General features: G+C 59.4%; 14 protein-coding genes. 5 read left to right on the forward strand and 9 right to left on the reverse strand.

The genetic code is table 11. The annotated features are described in order from the left end of the window. Positions 1–24: 24 nt before the first annotated feature. The gene (locus tag MHY08_RS04015; RefSeq protein WP_239235453.1) at positions 25–549 is read left to right on the forward strand and encodes a hypothetical protein; all 525 of its coding nucleotides are present in this window, start codon (positions 25–27) and stop codon (positions 547–549) included. Here the strand turns inward: MHY08_RS04015 and nrfD are convergent. The 5 genes from nrfD to MHY08_RS04040 all read right to left on the reverse strand — a co-directional run bounded on the left by nrfD (position 546) and on the right by MHY08_RS04040 (position 7,900). Beyond that, positions 546–1,661, reverse strand: coding sequence for an NrfD/PsrC family molybdoenzyme membrane anchor subunit (nrfD, locus tag MHY08_RS04020; protein ID WP_239235455.1), 1,116 nt, complete (start codon positions 1,659–1,661; stop codon positions 546–548). The two genes, MHY08_RS04015 and nrfD, sit on opposite strands and share 4 nt — an antisense overlap. Next, positions 1,658–2,716 (reverse strand): 4Fe-4S dicluster domain-containing protein, encoded by a 1,059-nt coding sequence (locus tag MHY08_RS04025; RefSeq protein ID WP_239228032.1) that lies wholly within the window; start codon positions 2,714–2,716, stop codon positions 1,658–1,660. The genes nrfD and MHY08_RS04025 overlap by 4 nt, the downstream gene beginning before the upstream one ends. Further along, complete coding sequence (fdnG, locus tag MHY08_RS04030; RefSeq protein ID WP_239235457.1) at positions 2,717–5,983, reverse strand: formate dehydrogenase-N subunit alpha; 3,267 nt, start codon at positions 5,981–5,983, stop codon at positions 2,717–2,719. A 47-nt stretch (positions 5,984–6,030) separates the two neighbouring features. Then, positions 6,031–6,618, reverse strand: coding sequence for a pyroglutamyl-peptidase I (gene pcp / locus MHY08_RS04035; protein WP_239235459.1), 588 nt, complete (start codon positions 6,616–6,618; stop codon positions 6,031–6,033). A gap of 187 nt (positions 6,619–6,805) precedes the next feature. After that, positions 6,806–7,900, reverse strand: a complete 1,095-nt coding sequence (locus MHY08_RS04040) for a thermonuclease family protein (RefSeq protein WP_239235461.1) — start codon at positions 7,898–7,900, stop codon at positions 6,806–6,808. Between the two features lie 281 nt (positions 7,901–8,181). Here MHY08_RS04040 and MHY08_RS04045 point away from each other — a divergent pair, with 281 nt between their 5' ends. Beyond that, positions 8,182–9,543 carry a dicarboxylate/amino acid:cation symporter gene (locus MHY08_RS04045; RefSeq protein ID WP_239235463.1) on the forward strand — a complete coding sequence of 454 codons (1,362 nt, stop codon included), beginning with the start codon at positions 8,182–8,184 and terminating at the stop codon, positions 9,541–9,543. Positions 9,544–9,613: 70 nt separating this feature from the next. Here the strand turns inward: MHY08_RS04045 and MHY08_RS04050 are convergent, their stop codons facing one another. From MHY08_RS04050 to ychF, 4 genes are all read right to left on the reverse strand, one after another. Next, positions 9,614–10,543, reverse strand: coding sequence for a PRC and DUF2382 domain-containing protein (locus MHY08_RS04050; protein WP_239235465.1), 930 nt, complete (start codon positions 10,541–10,543; stop codon positions 9,614–9,616). A gap of 513 nt (positions 10,544–11,056) precedes the next feature. After that, entirely contained in the window at positions 11,057–11,968 is a 912-nt protein-coding gene (locus MHY08_RS04055; RefSeq protein ID WP_239235468.1) for a cation diffusion facilitator family transporter, read from the reverse strand. 226 nt (positions 11,969–12,194) lie between these two features. Then, positions 12,195–12,728 carry a type 1 glutamine amidotransferase domain-containing protein gene (locus MHY08_RS04060; protein WP_239235470.1) on the reverse strand — a complete coding sequence of 178 codons (534 nt, stop codon included), beginning with the start codon at positions 12,726–12,728 and terminating at the stop codon, positions 12,195–12,197. Positions 12,729–12,858: 130 nt separating this feature from the next. Next, on the reverse strand, positions 12,859–13,944 hold the full coding sequence (ychF, locus tag MHY08_RS04065; protein WP_239228025.1) for a redox-regulated ATPase YchF: 1,086 nt from the start codon (positions 13,942–13,944) through the stop codon (positions 12,859–12,861). 47 nt (positions 13,945–13,991) lie between these two features. Between ychF and MHY08_RS04070 the strand changes: the two genes are divergently transcribed. From MHY08_RS04070 to MHY08_RS04080, 3 genes are all read left to right on the forward strand, one after another. Then, complete coding sequence (locus tag MHY08_RS04070; protein WP_239235472.1) at positions 13,992–15,461, forward strand: AI-2E family transporter; 1,470 nt, start codon at positions 13,992–13,994, stop codon at positions 15,459–15,461. Between the two features lie 36 nt (positions 15,462–15,497). Then, the gene (locus MHY08_RS04075; protein ID WP_239228024.1) at positions 15,498–16,568 is read left to right on the forward strand and encodes a DNA recombination protein RmuC; all 1,071 of its coding nucleotides are present in this window, start codon (positions 15,498–15,500) and stop codon (positions 16,566–16,568) included. A 62-nt stretch (positions 16,569–16,630) separates the two neighbouring features. Further along, complete coding sequence (locus MHY08_RS04080; RefSeq protein ID WP_239228023.1) at positions 16,631–17,434, forward strand: DUF6542 domain-containing protein; 804 nt, start codon at positions 16,631–16,633, stop codon at positions 17,432–17,434. The last annotated feature ends 13 nt before the right edge of the window (positions 17,435–17,447 follow it).

Here is a 17,447-nt window from a genome sequence, read left to right on the forward strand (position 1 = left end):
CCTTGCCGGGGTGGGGCTGGTGGGGTGCTCGTCCGAGGGGGGGCATCGCCAAGCGAATGCTCCCCTGTTGATATTGCCGCGGTGCGCGAGGCCCTGCCGGATTCGCTCGCTAAGGCGAAGCTCGACCCGCACTCCACCGACGAGGATGAACACTCCTTCTCAGTGCTCTACCGTGCACAGGATAAGGAGCAGGTCAGCCTGCTGGGGACGAAGTATGAGGCCGAGGGCGCACTCGTGTGCCCCGAGGATCCCGATGAGGCGGCACAGCGTTACTTAGAGCTGCTGCACGACGACCTCGATGCCCAGAACGCCGCCCAGCAGCGCCCCGCCAATGAGTACTCCCCCTTCGAGTTCACCGCCGCTGACAGGCGCTTTTATTGCTCCTCCTGGCCGGTCGAAGAGTCAGTGTCTACCACCTGCGTGACCACCGTGGGCGATGTGGCGCTGAACTACTACCTCCACCGTGATGGCCGCGACTCCGCAGCCGAGCAACAACGCATGGAAGACATCGGCGCAGAGCTCGCCCCCGCCCTGCAGGACCTGGACTAGTCCGGGCTCACCACATCGTGGTCGAGGCCCTGCTCGCGCCGGCGCTTTTCCGCCCGGCGCTTCTGCGGCCCGATGGTGGTCTCCGGGTTCTTCACCGCTTCCAAGCCAGCGTTGAGCACGCCAAAGCGCGTGCACGCCGAGCCTGCCAACAGCGATAGCCCCGCAGCCACAGAGACGGCCCGCGACTTCGTCACCGCAGCCACTGCACTACCGACACCGCCGGCCGCGATGAAGCATTCCGAAGCCTTCATCAACGCGCCCGGCTTGCCCTCGTGCAGCGCCTCGCGCGGCTCCGGCTCCATGCCTTCTTCAAGAACCTTGGTCGCCACCAGATCGCTGGCCGCCGCGGCCATACCCAACGCGCGGGCCGGTCCCGCGTGCTCGACCGGAGTGGTCACCATAGCCAGGCCTGACGACGCCGCGCCCGCCGAGGAGACGAAAACATACGGCAGGTGCTTTTTCATGTCATTCCACACCGGGTTCGAGGTATTAGACAGCAATACCGCGGTATAGCCCGCGAGCGGACCACCGAGTACGCCCGCGACCGCGCCCGCCGGCCCGGCCGACTTCTTCAGCGCCGTGCGCACAAACTTCGGCAACGGCAGCTTGTGGCCGGTCGCCGCATCCACTTCCGCGGCGGCCGGCAGCGCGGCCGCGCTGGCAAATCCCGACAAAATCCACGAGCCCATGGACATTGGCGAGGTCACCTTGAAGACGCGGAACATGTTCAGGGCGCGTTCCGGGCGGCCCAAGTCCAGAATCAAAAAGACCGATCCCACGGCCGCCGCGCCAAAGGCAGAGATCCGCGTGGTGCGACGCAGCGGCGCATTGCCCACGGCCTGTGCACCAGCGGCCAAGAGTCCCGAGCCACCGCTCACACCGCCCAGAAAGAAGTAGGCGCCGATAGGCCATTCCCACGGCGGAGCCTTCACCACTGGGCGGCCATAGTAAGACGAGAACTCGAAGTCTTGCGCCATGCGCTCCTCTTTGGAGCCGTCCTGCGCGCCGGCGCCCGGCCGCTTCCGCTTCTTCTTCGGCTTTGTACCGTCGAATTTCCGGTAGCGATTGCGTCGCTCCGGCTGCGGTGGGCGATACTCATCAAAGTTGCTCATTTGCGTCCCCCAATCAGGAAGGAACCGGCCACGGCCAGCGCCATGCCGCCGATAGCCTTGGCTGCGGTCTTATACATCTGCGGTAAATCGGCCGTCGGCACGCGCGGGTCCGGCGGCAAACCGTAGACCTCAGGTGAATCCAAAAGCAGGAAGATGGAGCCAGTTCCGCCCACGCCATCGTCCTGGTTGGCACCGTAAAGGCGGGCCTCGGTAAGGCCTTGCTCGTGCAGTACGCGCACGCGTTCCTTGGCTGCGGCCAGCATCTCCTCGTACGGGCCGAACTGGATGGAATCAGTAGGACAGGTCTTAGAACATGCTGGCTGTTCGCCCTGCTTCAGGCGGTCGTAGCACATGGTGCACTTTTGGGCCACGCCCAAGTTCTTGATCGGCATCGACTCGCCTGGCGTGTGGTCCGGTCCCTGCGGGGCAAGCTGCTTCAGCTTTTTCAGCACGTTCACGCCGGCATGGGAATTATCCACGTAATCCACCGTGGCCGTCTTGTCGTACTTCAGCGCCACACCGCCGTCATCGCGGCGCTCGATGACGCCAAACGGGCAGCCGGCAACGCAGGTGCCGCAGCCATTGCACACATCATCCTGGACCACAACGGTGCCAAACTCGGTGCGGAACAGCGCGCCTGTAGGACACACGTCCAAGCAGCCCGCATGCGTGCAGTGCTTACACACGTCCGAGGACATGAGCCACCGGAACGTATCCGTATCCGGCGGGGTGGTATCAACCTCTGGGGCCTGCACCCCTACCGAGGGCATACCCAGGGAAATGAGATTCTTTCCCTCCTCGCGGGCATGCTCGATGCGGTCATTGTTTTGCTCCACAAAGGCCACGTGCCGCCAGGTATTTGCACCCAGTGCGCCGGTGTTGTCATAGGAATCACCCGTGACGTCATAGCCTTCAACCGGGTTGCGGTTCCACTCCTTGCACGCCACCTCGCAGGCCTTACACCCGATGCACACGGAAGTATCGGTGAAAAAGGCCATGCGGCGGTACTTGTCATAGCCATGCCGGCTCGCGTTTTCGGTCAGAAGATTTGTCATTTACCTACCTTCTTCGCTTTCCTCGCCCTTCTCGCCGTGCTCATCCGCATCCGCGGGCTGCTGCGGCTCTGGGTTATAGGTGAAGGAATCATCCACGGTGAGCAGATCATTGCCGGAATCCAGGTTCAGGTGCGCGCGCTTCTGATACTCCTTGAGCATCTCCACACGGGCCTCACCACGCGGGCGACGCCCCGGCTGGATATCGCAAGCGCCGATCTTGGAATTCTGGATGAATACGTTCGGCTCCAACGTAAGGCCCAGCAAATCATTGGCACCATCGCCTGCGACGGCCGTGGAATCGGACTCGCCATAGTGATACGGCAAGCCGATCTGGTGGAACTCCTCACCATTGATCTTCATCATCTGCATGCGGTCAGTGACCAAGACCTGCGCCTCAATGACGCCGCGTGGCGAGATGATCGTGGCCCACTTACCGTTTTCCAAGCCACGCTTTTCTGCCAAGGCCTTATCGACCTCGCAGAAAAGGCCCGGCTGCAGCTCCGCCAAATACGGCAGGCGGCGCGACATCGCACCCGAAGTATACATCTCGGTGAGGCGATAGGTGGAAAAGACAAACGGGAACACCTCCGAGCCCGGCTCACCAGGCTCTGGGCGCGACAGGTTGTCTGGGCGCTTAATGGTCAGGCGCGTCGGCGATTGCTGCTGTTTGTACAGCACGTTGTGCACCGGGGACTCGTGCGGCTCATAGTGGGTGGGCAATGGGCCGTCGGAAAGCCCGGTCGGTGCAAAGAGCCAACCGCGGCCATCTGCCTGCATAATGAAGGCATCGGTGCCATCGAGGGCGTCCGGGCCCACGGCGTCGACCGGAGCCTTGTAGTCCGGGGCCTTGGTAGCCGGGAAGTCCGGCACGTCATCGCCAACCCATTGACCCTGGTCAGCGTCCCACCACACATACTTCTTGCGCTCGGACCACGGCGTGCCGTCAGGCTTCGCCGAGGCACGGTTGTAGAGCAGGCGGCGGTTGGCCGGCCATACCCAACCCCACTCGGGAGCTACCTCGTTTTGCTCCGACCCCGGTACCTTGCGCGCGGACTGATTAATGCCGTCCTTAAACACGCCGGTATAGATCCAGCAACCGCCCGAGGTGCTGCCGTCATTCTTCATCTCCACGAAGGCAGGCAAAAGCTCGCCCTTCTTCGGGCCCTCTAGGTAGTAGCCGTTGATCTCCTTGAGGACGTCCTCAGAATTCGGCTCGCCTTCCTCGGTTTCCACATAGTCCCACGTGACCTTCTGCAATGGAATATCTCGCGGATCGGTGGAATCGCGCAGGCGTTCCTTGATCTTCTTGCCCAGTTGGTAGAAGAACCACAGGTCACTCTTGGCATCCCCTGGCGGCGGGGCCGCCTGGAAGCGCCATTGCAGCATGCGCTGCGTCTGGGTAAAGGTTCCCGCCTTTTCCACGTGGGTGGCCGCCGGCATCAAGAAGACCTCGGTGCCGATGTCTTCGGTCTTAAGCTCGCCGTTTTTAATCTCCGGCGAATCCTTCCAGAAAGAGGCGGTCTCAATCTCCTGGAAATCGCGTACGACCAGCCACTTCAGCGCCGCCAAGCCACGGCGTTGCATACCGCCATTGGACTGCGCGACGGCCGGGTTCTGGCCAAAGACAAAGTAGCCTTCCACCTGCTCATCCAGCATGGCCATGAGCGTTTCATAGGTCGAATGCGCACCAGAAATGCGCGGCATGAGGTCATATCCCCATCCGTTGTCCTTGGTTGCCGCATCGCCCCAGTAGGACTTCATCAGCGAGACCGCGTAGTTCTCACCGATCTGCCAAAAGCCCTTCTGCGACTCATTACGGATTCCATCAACGAACTCTGGCCAGCTTTGCTTATCGACGCTCGGCATGGGCAAATACCCCGGCAACGAGTGGAACAACGTCGGGATATCGGTAGAGCCTTGAATCGAGGCGTGACCGCGCAACGCCATAATTCCCGAACCTGGGCGCCCCACATTGCCGGTGAGCAGCTGCAAGATGGCGGCTGTACGAATGAACTGCGCACCCAGGGTGTGCTGGGTAAAGCCCAACGCATAGGCAAAGCAGGTGGTGCGATCCGGCGTGGAATTCCGCGCGATCGACTCCGCTAGGTAATAGAAGTCCTCCTGCGCAATACCGCAGGTCTCCTCCACTACTTCAGGCGTATAGCGCGCGTAGTGCCGCTTGAGAATCTGGAAGACTGAATTCGGATGCTCTAGCGTCTCATCGCGTTCCACATTCCACGACGCGCCCTCCGGCTTCTGTACGTACTGCCACGAATCCGTGACGTACTTACCGGTCTCTGGGTCATAACCAGAGAACAGGCCGTCCAGATCTTCGGTGTCCTGGTAGTCCTCCGAAATGATCATCGGCGCATTGGTATACGCCACCACGTAGTCATGGAAATACAGGTCATTGTCCAGCAGGTAGTTAATGACTGCGCCCAAAAGCACCACGTCCGTACCGCCGCGAATGCCAATGTGGCGATTCGCAAAGGCAGACGTGCGCGTATAACGCGGATCCACGTGAATGATGCGGGCACCACGCTTCTTGGCTTCCACCACCCATTGGAACCCCACGGGGTGGCACTCGGCCATATTAGAACCCTCAATGACGATGCAGTCCGCATTCGCCATATCCTGCAGCGGTTGGGTTGCGCCGCCGCGGCCAAACGAAGTTCCTAGACTAGGAACAGTGGCGGAGTGTCATATACGCGCCTGGTTCTCGAGCTGAATCGCACCAGCAGCGGTAAATAGCTTCTTGATGAGGTAATTTTCCTCATTATCCAAGGTCGCACCGCCCAAACCGGCAATGCCCATCGTGCGGTTGAGCGCACGACCTTCATCGTCCACATCCTGCCAACCGTTCCGGCGGGCTTCCAAGAAACGATCCGCAATCATCTCCATCGCGGTATCTTCATCAAGATCCTGCCACTTCGTCGAGTGCGGCGCACGATACTTAATCTTGGTAAGGCGCGTAGCGGAGTTAATCAACTGCTCCGACGCAGATCCCTTCGGACACAGGCGTCCACGAGAAATGGGCGAATCCGGATCGCCCTCCACCTGAATGACGCGGTCATCTTTGACATATACGCGCTGCGAGCAACCAACCGCGCAGTACGGGCACACCGACTGCACCACGCGGTCTGCTTCCACGGTGCGCCCATGCTTATCTTTACTCTTTTGAGACTGCGTATTGACGTCCCTTCCAAAGGGATCGCCACTGCGCAGCTGGCGCACAACCGGCCAGTTGAGAGGGCTAAAGCGAGACATGTCCCTTAATCTATATTTCACCGGTTAAAAAAGCCACAAAGGCTACCCTAACTAGCTTGCACCGCCCAGAGTGCCCGCTTAATCCCCTCAACGATGTCCGCCAGCTCCATCATGGGCTTATCCGTTTTCTCCTGCTCTGTAATGAACGGGACGTGGACAAATCCTGCGCGCACCTTCGCCCCTGCGAAGTGATGCAAGAGACCATAGAGCAGCTGGTTACACACGAAAGTCCCGGCCGTATTCGACAACCGCGCCGGAATATCCTCCATTGCCGCAACCATTTCCTTTACCGGCAGCGTAGAGAAATATGCCGCCGGGCCGCCTTCCACAACCGGTACATCCACCGGCTGATAACCCGCATTATCAGGAATATCGGCATCCATAACGTTAATCGCGACCCGCTCTGGGGTGATATGCGCCCGCCCACCGGCCTGTCCCAAACATACAATTGCATCGACCGCCGAGCCCTCCGCGGCCTCAATCGCCCGACGCAGCGATTCCCCGAACTTCGTCGGGATCACGAGCTTGATGAGCTCCGCGTCTCCAATGCGATCCGGCAGTTGCTGAAGAACTCGTTCCGTGGGGTTTATGCTCTCTCCGCCGAAGGCGTCGAATGCGGTTACGAGGATTTTCATGCTGCCAGTATTCCAGATCCCCGGGCCCTCCCACCCTTCGCGCTCACCGGCAGCGCTTGGATGGCACTTCCCCTTGGTCCCGGTGAGCGGCAAGGGCGTAGGCCCTAATCCCCGCTCCCCACGCGCTCACCGGGAGCCATACTCCAAGTACTCAGGGCCCTGCCCGTGAGCGCGAAGGGCGGGGTGCCTAACCGATCTGCTGCTTCGTAGTGCAGTCGATCTTCGCGTATGAACGCCCCTTCTTATCTACGGAGGTCATGGCATAGTTTCCGCCATAAGCTCGGCACCCGGTGTAGTTATCGACCACCGGCGCCGGCTGAGGTGCCGGCCGAGGTGCGGGCTGCTGCTCGGGGGCTTGATAGTCAGCCACCTCCTCATGCGCTGGCTGCTCCGCTACCTCTACTTCCGGCGCGTTGTGCTCCTGCTGGCGAATCTCTTCTTGCCGCTGCTCTGCACGGCGGCGTGCTTCTTCCTGGCGTTCCTTTTCGCGCTTCTCTTTCTCCCGCTCTTTCTCCTCCAACTTCTCGAGCTCTTCGCGGGCTTGTTTCTCCTCCCCCTCAAGCTCGCGTTCCTTCTTCGCGGCAATCTCCTTGGGAGCATCCGGATACGCTGCTTTCTGGAAGGTGCTTCGATCATCTTTGTGGCGGGTCAGAATCGCTAATCCGGCCTTCGCAGCTGCTGATTTGTCCAGTACATCCTCGTACCCTGCAATATCAGCTTCCCCGGAAGCTGCAAATGCTACCGCCGCAGCTTCAGCGCCGCTAAGCGCCTCGGCCATGTCCTTATCGCTGGAAACCTTACACTCGTCCGAGACCCCAAAGACCCCTTCGCCGGCGTCTTTAGGGCCGCGTTCGGCGTTGCGCACTTCGTCGTAAAATTTGTCGTTTCCGCCAAATACGACTGCAGTGGCAAGCCCTTCGGCCGCGACATCCGCGTTTATGAAGTCATCGTCGATAAAGACACCGGCAAGAGTGCGGCCGTATTTGTCGGTCCGCTCGGAGTCATATTCCAACCGAACCTCCGTTCCCTTTGGCAGCCGTCCTTCCAAGTACTGCTTCGCTTCCTCCGCAAGGCACTCACTCGGTTCGCCGTTATGGCCGATTTCAGGCGTATCAATATTGAGCAGCCGGACGCGGGTATTTTCGCCGTCTATGTCGACGTCAATGGTGTCGCCATCGATCACTCGGTTGACCGCCACAGTATCTTCATCACCGCCGCCTAAAGCAACGGAAGCCACTGCGCCAACTGCGAAAATGCCAACGAGAGGTTTAACCCAGCCCATAAATGTTCCTCCTGAGAAAGATAGAGAGAGTAGCTACTTAAAGTTAGCAATGGGACACATGTGGTAGCTCAAACTCCCCTCCCTTCGCGCTCACCAGCGCCATAAAGCCAGCGCAGATCCACCTTTCCGTGAGCGTGAAAGGTGAGGTTCTAGCCACGGCAAACCACTCGCACTTTGTACCTACAGACGTAGAAGGAATAAGCTGAGCGATGTTGAAGTTGAACAGAACAGTATCTGGAAAATAGTCCGATCTGTCCATTTTTATTTTCAAAGGAATCTTTATGTCTCAACAAGAATCTTCGCGCTCCAAGCTTCCCGGCTGGGCCACGGGATTCGGTGCTCAGGTCATCGCGGGCCTCATCATCGGCCTTATCCTGGGCTTCATTGCCTCCGGCATGGATACCGACCCAGATAACCCAGGCTGGTTGACCACTCTGCTCACGGGCGTCGGCGGCGCCTACGTTCAGCTGCTCAAGGTGATGATCCCGCCACTCATCTTCGCCGCTGTTGTTACTTCCGTGGCTAATCTGCGCAAGGTGGCCAACGCCGCTTCCCTGGCAATTTCCACGCTTGTGTGGTTTGCCATCACCGCATTCTTCTCCGTCTTGACGGGCATCATTGTCGCCGTCGTAATGAAGCCGGGCATCGGTACGAGCATCGATGCTTCCACCGCGCAGGATCCTTCCCACGTCGGCTCGTGGACCGCGTTCTTTGAGCAGCTTCTGCCCCAGAACTTCGTGGGCCTTTCTGCCTCGCTTTCCGACGGCGAAGTATCCCTCAGCTTTGGCGCCCTCCAGCTCCTCGTCATCTCGCTGGCCATTGGTATCGCCGCCGTCAAGACTGGCAAGTCTGCCGAGCCTTTCCTGCGCTTTACCGAGTCCTTCCTGAAGGTCATTCAGGTCATCCTGTGGTGGATTATCCGCCTTGCCCCGATTGGCACCGCGGCCCTCATCGGTAAGGCCGTAGCTACCTACGGCTGGGATGCATTGGGCTCGCTGGGCAAGTTCGTCTTGGCCATGTACGTAGGCATGGGCCTGGTATTTGCCGTGGTCTACCCGGCAGTGCTGAAGTTCAACAAGATCCCGGTCATCGGCTTCTTCAAGCGCGTATGGCCCGTGACCTCCCTGGGCTTTGTTACCCGTTCTTCGATGGGCGTCATGCCAGCTACCGAGCGCTTCAGCGAAAAGGCTATGGGCGTTCCGTCCGAGTACGCTTCCTTTGCCATTCCGCTGGGCGCAACGACCAAGATGGATGGCTGCGCTTCCGTCTACCCAGCCATCGCTGCCATCTTCGTCTCCCAGTTCTATGGCATCGACCTTGACTTCACCCAGTACCTGCTCATCATCTTTGTGTCCGTCATCGGTTCCGCTGCCACCGCAGGCACCACCGGCGCAACGGTGATGCTCACTCTGACGCTTTCCACGCTCGGCCTGCCACTGGCTGGTGTAGGTCTCCTGCTTGCTATCGAGCCGATTATTGACATGGGTCGTACCGCACTCAACGTCACCGGACAGGTGCTGTGCGCCACCATCGTGGCTAAGCGCGCCGGCATCCAGGACAAGGCAACCTGGGATGCTGCCGAGAACGGCGTCAAGGACATTATGGATTCTGACTCGGCTGAGGCTATCGGCGTCAAGGCTTAAACCAGTCTCCTAGATAAGGAAAAAAGAAACGCCCGCAAGGTATTCCTTGCGGGCGTTTAGCTATGCTCTTTTACTTCTTGAGGCCGTCAACACCATCGGTGTCGATCTGCTCCTTGCGCAGCTCCTCGGTGTGAGTCTCGGTGTCGCGAACGGTGTCCTTCTTCAGGTTGATCTTCTCAACCGGAACGGTTTCCTTGTTCACGTTCACGCGCTCCTCGTGCAGGGTGACGGAAGCTTCCTCGGAGTCACCGGAGATGGAGCCGTTGTAGTTCTTGGCATCCTCAGCGTTGATCGGGGTGCGCTCGACGCGAACCTCTTCACGCTCAACCGGAACCTCAACGGACTCGGTGTCGGTCACAACGTACTTGCGCAGGCGAGCCTCACCGGTAGCGACGCGCTCCTTGTTGACGTTGAGCTGCTCCTCGGAACGGATGAGCTCGCCATCGTTGTTGGTACGTGCAGCTGCAGCGTCATCAGCTACGCCAGCCTTGCGCTCGGTAGCAGCGGCGTCAGTGGTGTGGGTAGCTGCCTTCTTCTCATCAGCGTGTGCACCAGCAACGCCTGCACCTGCAACACCTGCGCCAGCACCAGCAGCGCCAGCACCTGCGGTCAGGTTGTGATCCTTGTCAGCGCCAGCCTGAACGTCGCGCTTGGAGTCAAGGTTGGAATCCTTGTAGTCGGTAACGTCGTGTGCGTTTTCCAGACCGTAGTGCTTGAAGATATCGGACTGTGCCTCAGGGGTCAGCGGCTTATCGGAGTCGAAGTCCGGAGCATCCTTGATGCGGTCCTTGGAGAAGCCCAGCTTCAGGTCATCGCCGGAGAAGTCGTGGCCACGCAGCGGAACCAAGCTGGAGTTCATGCCGAACAGGCCGTGGTTAACCTCAACGAAGGTAGGCTGGCCGGACTGGTCATCAACGAATACCTCGTTAACGTCGCCCAGCTTCTCGCCGTCCTTGTCGTATGCGGTTGCGTTAAAGAGGTCCTTAATGTTCTTGCCCATTGTCAGTAAATCCTTTCTGCTATTGGTATAGCTATCTTCAACCAAACAAAAGGACATTTTCCAACCCCGCCACGTGGAGTGTGGGGGTGAAAATCTCCAATTGATTGCTGTGACAACCACCATACGGAGAAATCAAAATTTTTCGACCGCTAGCGGAGATTTTTCTCAACTTTGTTCACCAAAGCCAAGCTTGATGCAGCTCAGAACGGTTGATAACAGTTCTATAACATTGGAAAATCTGCACCATAAACACCCAAACCGGGAAACCGGATGTCGATTCTCTCGCCCGCAGCGTCCTAGACGCACCCCTTCACGATCTCCAAATCGTCCATTGTTCACCACACCCCCGAAATGCGGTGACAGCAGTACCACAGGATTGTTTAAAGAGGGTGTGCTTTTACCCCGCCAATTTACAGGCAACATACAAGTCCGTGCCCCCGAACAGGCCTACACACATATTGGTCTAGTGCGCATTCACCTCAGCTGTCGGCAGAAAGCTGAGAAGATTAAGTCTTAGCGGAATAGGTACGGGCGTCGATTTTCCAGACCGGCTGGTTCCACATGAATGAACGCACTGCAGCCTGGGTAAAGCTCGTCGAGGGCAATTTCCACTGCGTCTGCAACCTCGTGGGAGTGCATGACGCTCCACTCCCCTGGCACCTCCATGGTCAGGTACACCAACCGCTGGCGGCCAGAGGCCACGGTGCGACGATCCGTGAAGTTTACCGAGTGTTCCTGCTCCAGCCGAGCTAGGAGCTGCCTAATGTTCTGGCGCTCGTCGTCGGGAAGCGCCTCAGAAAGCAGGCTACTCACCGAATCGCGCAGGAGGCTATAGCCCGTCCATAAGATATTGATGCCCACTGCGAGCGCCACTACAGGATCCAGCCACCACCAGCCAGTAAGGAATACGGCGGCGATGCCGACAAGGACTCCGACGGAAGTCCAGACGTCGGTAAACAGATGGTGCCCATCCGCCTCCAAGGTGGCGGAACGGTAGCGCTTACCTGCACGGATGAGCGCGATACCCACTGCGCCGTTGAGCACGGACGAAAGCGTTGACAACGCCAAGCCCCAGCCCGGCTCTTCAATCGGCTGCGGAACAAAGAAGCGTTGGATCGCCGTGTACACGATCATGCCGGCCGCAATAAAAATCATTGCGCCCTCTACCAAGGCGGAGACGTACTCGGCTTTGCCGTGACCAAACTGGTGGTTATCGTCGGCCGGCTTAGAGGCAATCCGGAGGGCATAAAAGCCGGCGACGGCTGCGACGAGATTCACGATGGATTCGAAGGCATCGGAGAGGAAGCCCACCGAGCCGGTAACCCACGCGGCCAAGGCTTTGAGGATAATGGTGGCCACAGCGGCGGCGATGGACAGCTGCATGAAGCGCTCAAGAATGCGCTGCTCTGAGCCAATAGAGGACATAGTCACTTCTCCCTTCGGTTCGGTTGCGGACCGAAGGTCTCGTTCACGGCCGCGGGCACTGCGGGCGCTGGCTGGCCGGGCTACACGCCAGTATGTCGACCAGTCATCTCGGAATTAACCGAGGGAACTACTCCCCTTCAGAAAAACTAACTTTATAGGGCACATGACACCGGCGCAAGATCGAAAAAAGCCACGGGCAGTACCCGTGGCTGAAATTCGTGGAACTTTAGTGCTGTCCCTCTGCAAACTCTTCTACCAGCTTGGCGTTAAAGGCTGGCAGGTCATCTGGAGTGCGGGACGAGACCAAACCCTGGTCGCAGTGGACTTCCTCATCTACCCAGGTAGCGCCTGCATTGCGCAGGTCGGTCTGCAGGGATGGGAAAGACGTCAGGGTGCGGCCCTTGAGGGCTTCAGCATCAGCCAGGATCCAAGCGCCGTGGCAGATGGCGCCAAGCGGGAGATCCTTGCTCATGTGGTTGCGCACGATTTCCACTGCAGCCTTGTCCAGGCGGATGAGGTCGGCGTTGTTGGTGCCGCCAGGCAGGATAATGCCGTCGAAAGACTCGCCAGTGGAGTCAGCAGTAGCGGCGTCAACGGAAATCTCCGTACCATTCTTACCGGTGATGGTACCGGCCTTTGGGGCGAGGACGCGCACGGTAGCACCAGCGTTCTTCACGGCCTCCAACGGGGAGGTCAGCTCGGAGTCTTCGAAGCCATCGGTAGCGATGATGGCAATGGTCTTGTTATCTAGGTCAGCCATGTTGCAGCCTCCTTTGTTCGGGCACGCCGCCCACAGTAACGCGGAAGTTTCGCCTTCGCTACCTTCTTTTGTGCGTGAGTGGGCGGTGCCTTCTCGCTCTGACAAAGGGCCGGTTCAAAGCGGTGTGGAATTAGCCGCCGATCTTAAAGTCGCACACATCGCCGTCCTGCATGATGTAGTCCTTGCCTTCTTGGCGGACCTTGCCATGCGCACGGGCCTCAGCCATGGAGCCGGCTTCTACAAGATCATCGAAGGAAACGATTTCGGCCTTAATGAACTTCTTCTCAAAGTCAGTGTGAATAACGCCGGCGGCCTGCGGGGCGGCAGAGCCCTGCTTAATGGTCCACGCGCGGGCCTCCTTCTCCCCGGCGGTGAGGTAGGTCTGCAGACCCAAGGTGGCAAAACCTGCCTTAGCCAGGGTAGCTAGGCCCGGCTCATCTTGGCCTACGGCCTCGAGCAACTCGCGGGCTTCATCTTCTTCCAACTCGAGCAGCTCGGTTTCGGTCTGCGCATCGAGGAATACGGCCTCAGCCGGGGCGACGAGCTGGCGGAGTTCTTCCTTCTTAGCGTCGTCGGTAAGCACTGCTTCATCCGAATTGAAGACATAGAGGAAGGGCTTAGCCGTCATCAGGTGCAGATCGCGCACGAGGGCGAGGTCAATCTCGCCCTCCTTCGCGGCGGCGAAGAGGGTGCGATCATCTTCCAAAATCTCCTGGGCCTTCTTGGTTGCTTCCACCTCGGCGGCCAAATCCTTATTCTTGCGCGCATCCTTTTCCAAGCGCGGCAGGGCCTTTTCGATGGTCTGGAGGTCCGCAAGAATGAGCTCGGTATTAATAACGGAGATATCGTTGCGCGGGTCCACCTTGCCATCGACGTGAATGACATTGTCATCAGAGAAGGCGCGTACTACCTGGCAAATGGCGTCTGCCTCGCGGATATTGGCTAGGAACGCGTTGCCCATACCCTCACCCTGCGAAGCGCCGGAGACGATGCCGGCGATGTCCACGAAGGACACGGTGGCAGGCAGGATGCGCTCAGAGTTAAACATCTCCGCCAGCTGGGTCAGGCGGGAATCCGGCAGCTCCACCAAGCCCACGTTGGGCTCGATGGTGGCAAACGGGTAGTTCGCCGCCAGGATCTCGGAACGGGTCAGGGCATTAAACAAAGTGGACTTGCCCACATTGGGCAGGCCGACGATTCCTAGTGTAAGACTCACGGGGCCAATCCTAACGCACCCGCCTTCTTTTAAGGCAAGATGGTGGGGTGAATTCTGATAACCAACCGCTGCCCGATGACCCCCAAGCGGGCCTGGGCGATAAGTTTGATGAAAGCTTCGACACCAGCAAGCTGGAGGATGTATCCCCACATCCACCAGGCGATCAGGTAGACCGCTCCGTCATCGCCGGCGAGGTGGTTAAGGCCGCTTCCCTATGGGCCGTTCGCCTGCTCATCATCTGCGTATTCCTCTACGCCCTCTACCGTTTGCTGGGTAACTTCTGGCAGGGGCTTTTGCCAGTTCTTTTGGCCCTTATTATCTGCACCGTTCTGGCACCGGTGGCTAAAAAGCTGCGCAATATTGGCCTTCCCGCCGCGTTGGCGGCCGCCGTAACCATTTTGGTTTCCTTCACGGCCGTCGGCGGCCTCATTGCATTTGTCGCCCCAGACTTCATGCGCCAATCCCGGTCACTGTATTTGCAGACGGTCTCCGGCATCCAAAGCCTTCAGCTCTGGGCCCAGGGCCCACCGCTCAACCTTGATAGCGATGACATGAGTAGCTACATCGACGAGGCGGCGTCCTGGCTGCAGCAACGTGCCGGAGCCATCGCCGGATCGGTCTTTACCGGCATCGGCACCGCTACCTCCATCTTGGTCACGCTCTTTATCGTGTTGGTGCTGACCTTCTTCTTCCTGAAGGACGGCGCTAAGTTCCTTCCCTGGCTGCGCGATGCCACGGGCAAGCGCGCCGGCTGGCATCTGACGGAGCTGCTTACTCGCGCCTGGAATACGCTGGGCGGCTTCATTCGCGCGCAAGCAGTTGTCTCGCTTGTCGACGCCATCTTTATCGGCGTCGGCCTCGCCCTCATCGGCGTTCCGCTGGCCATGGCTTTGGCGATCATCACCTTTATCGCGGGTTTTATCCCCTTCGTCGGCGCGATCGTGGCCGGCGCCCTCTCCGTCACCATCGCGTTGGTCTCCCTTGGCGTAACCAAGGCTCTGCTCGTCCTCGGCTTGGTGTTGCTGGTCCAGCAGTTGGAGGGCAATGTCCTCTCGCCCTGGCTGCAGTCCAAGGCCATGGACCTGCACCCGGTCATCGTCTTGGTTTCCGTCACGGTCGGCTCAGCTCTCTTTGGCCTGATAGGTGGTTTCCTCGCGGTTCCGACGGCCGCCATGTTTGCGGTGGCCTACCGCTACGGACAAGACATGATGAAGCTACAGTCGGGCGAAAAGACCGCCGCGGATCTGGACTTTTCTACCGTAGCTGGTTATCTCATCGGCCGCTACACCGAAGACCAAGGGCGCTATAAGCGCGAGGCATGGCTCAAGATGCCGGACTATGCAGCCCCAGAAGGCGCGTTTGCCGACGTCTCCGCGGACGGCGATTCCAATTCCCTCGACGCCGCCCTCAATGTGGAATCCACCCCCAAGGAGCATGACAAGCCCGGCATGCGCGCAAACCTGCGCCGCGCCCGCGACGCCTTCGAAGGCCTTTTGAACGGAGATTCGAAAAAATAATGGGTCGTGTCGGCCGCGCGTGCCATGCTGGAAGTCATGACTTCCACTTTGCCCGTGCTGCTACTTTTTATCGGCCTCATCCTCGGCGCGGTAATGGGCTGGCTGGCCCATTCTTACTCCGCTACGCGCTCCGCGCCGAGCGCCGAGCACCGCGCGCTACAAGACTCGCAGCGCCGCCAAGCCGAACTCCAACCGCTAGAAAAGGCCATGGACCGCTTGGGATTTCAGCTCCAAGAAATTGAGGAAGACCGCACCGCGCTGCTCGCCTCCCTCTCCAGCCAGGTGCAGGCGGTGACCCGCACCTCCTCCCGCCTGACCGAACGCACCGACAAACTAGTAACCGCTTTGCGCTCACCCAATGTGCGTGGCCGTTGGGGCGAGGTGCAATTAGAGCGCGTGGTGGAGCTAGGCGGTATGACCAAACACGTGGACTTTGATTGCCAGGTCTCCGCCCCATTAGGCGGGCGCATCGTCCGCCCTGACATGCTCATCAATTTGGCCGGTGGCCGCCACATCATCGTCGATGCCAAGGTTCCTTTTACCTCTTACCTTGACGCCCTAGAAACCGATGACCCAGAAGAGCACGCCGGCTTCCTCCGCCGCCACGCGCATTTAATGCGCGGCCACGTCCAAGCACTATCGCAGAAGGACTACATTGAGGCGTTTCAACCAACGCCCGAGTTCGTCATCCTCTTCGTTCCCGCAGACCCCTTCCTTGATGCCGCGCTATCGGTGGATCCAGAACTTATCGAGTACGCCTTTGAACGCAATGTAGTGATCGCCACCCCCAGCTCGCTTTTTGCCCTCTTGCGCACGGTGGCCATGGGCTGGCACCAAGAAGATATCTCCGCCAAGGCTAAGGAGGTCCAGCGCTTAGGGCGCGAACTGTATACGCGCCTGAATACGCTTTCTGATCACTACAGCAAGGTGGGCCATAACCTGGAGAAAGCAGTCGAGGCTTATAATGCCACGCTTTCTTCGCTTGATTCCCGCGTGGGCGTGACCGCCCGCAAATTGCATGAGATGGATATCCCCGGCCGCACGGATCGCACCCCGCGGGAGCCCTTGCCTATTGATACCTGGCCGCGCGGGAATTCGGCACTATAAATCCGCCGCTTTCGTGCGTGGAAATAGCCATGGGCCGGCGGCAACCGGTAGGATCTTCCGACGTGTCACAAGCCAAGCAAAGAAAGTCCTCCGCCGCCCAAAGCTCCGGTCTCCCCAGCATCACGCTGGGCAAGGGCCTTGGGCTGCTCGCGGCACTCTTGCTCACGGGCGCGTTGATTTCCATCCTGATGGGTTCCATCGGGTGGGCTTACCTCGCGTTCCTTGTCATCGGCTCGCTGCTGGTGGCGCTCATCGTAGAAGAACGCGGCCTCTTCCTCACCGTGGCTTCTATCCCCATTGTGTATGCCATAACGGTGGGCGTGGCCGGTTTCTTTATCACCAAGGCCAACTTGCCAGACGGCGCATCGGCGTTTTCCAAGACGGCGATCGTCACCGCGGCGTTCCCCCTTGTCCAGAGGTTCCTGTGGCTCCTCATTGCCTTCGTGGGTGCGGCAATCATCGCCTGGCTGCGCTGGGCACGCTATCGCAAGACGGCCAAGCGCACCGCCGAAATGGAAACCGCTTCCCGCCGTGCCGACGCCGAACAAGACCGACGCAACCGCGAGGAACGCCTATCGGTTGCAGACTTGATGGCGCGCGATAAGCCGGCAAAGAACTCCAAGCAGTCTCAAGCCGCACCGCAGCGCGCCCGCGCCTCGCACACGTTAAAGAAGTCACGCCCAGCGCCAAAGGATCGCCTGCGTGGGCGCGACCGTGAAGAGCGCCGCCGAATGCAACAAGAGGAACGCGACAATCCGCTGCGCCCGGATCCAGCCCGGCGCGCTGGCGATTCCGTCCCGGCGTCTCAGCAGGAAAAGGAACAGCCTAAGCAAGGCTGGGACGATAACCTCTACGACGAGGATTAAAGCAAAAAGAAAG

This window comes from Corynebacterium sp. ACRPJ, from assembly GCF_022347345.1.
GTDB lineage: Bacteria > Actinomycetota > Actinomycetes > Mycobacteriales > Mycobacteriaceae > Corynebacterium > Corynebacterium tuberculostearicum_D.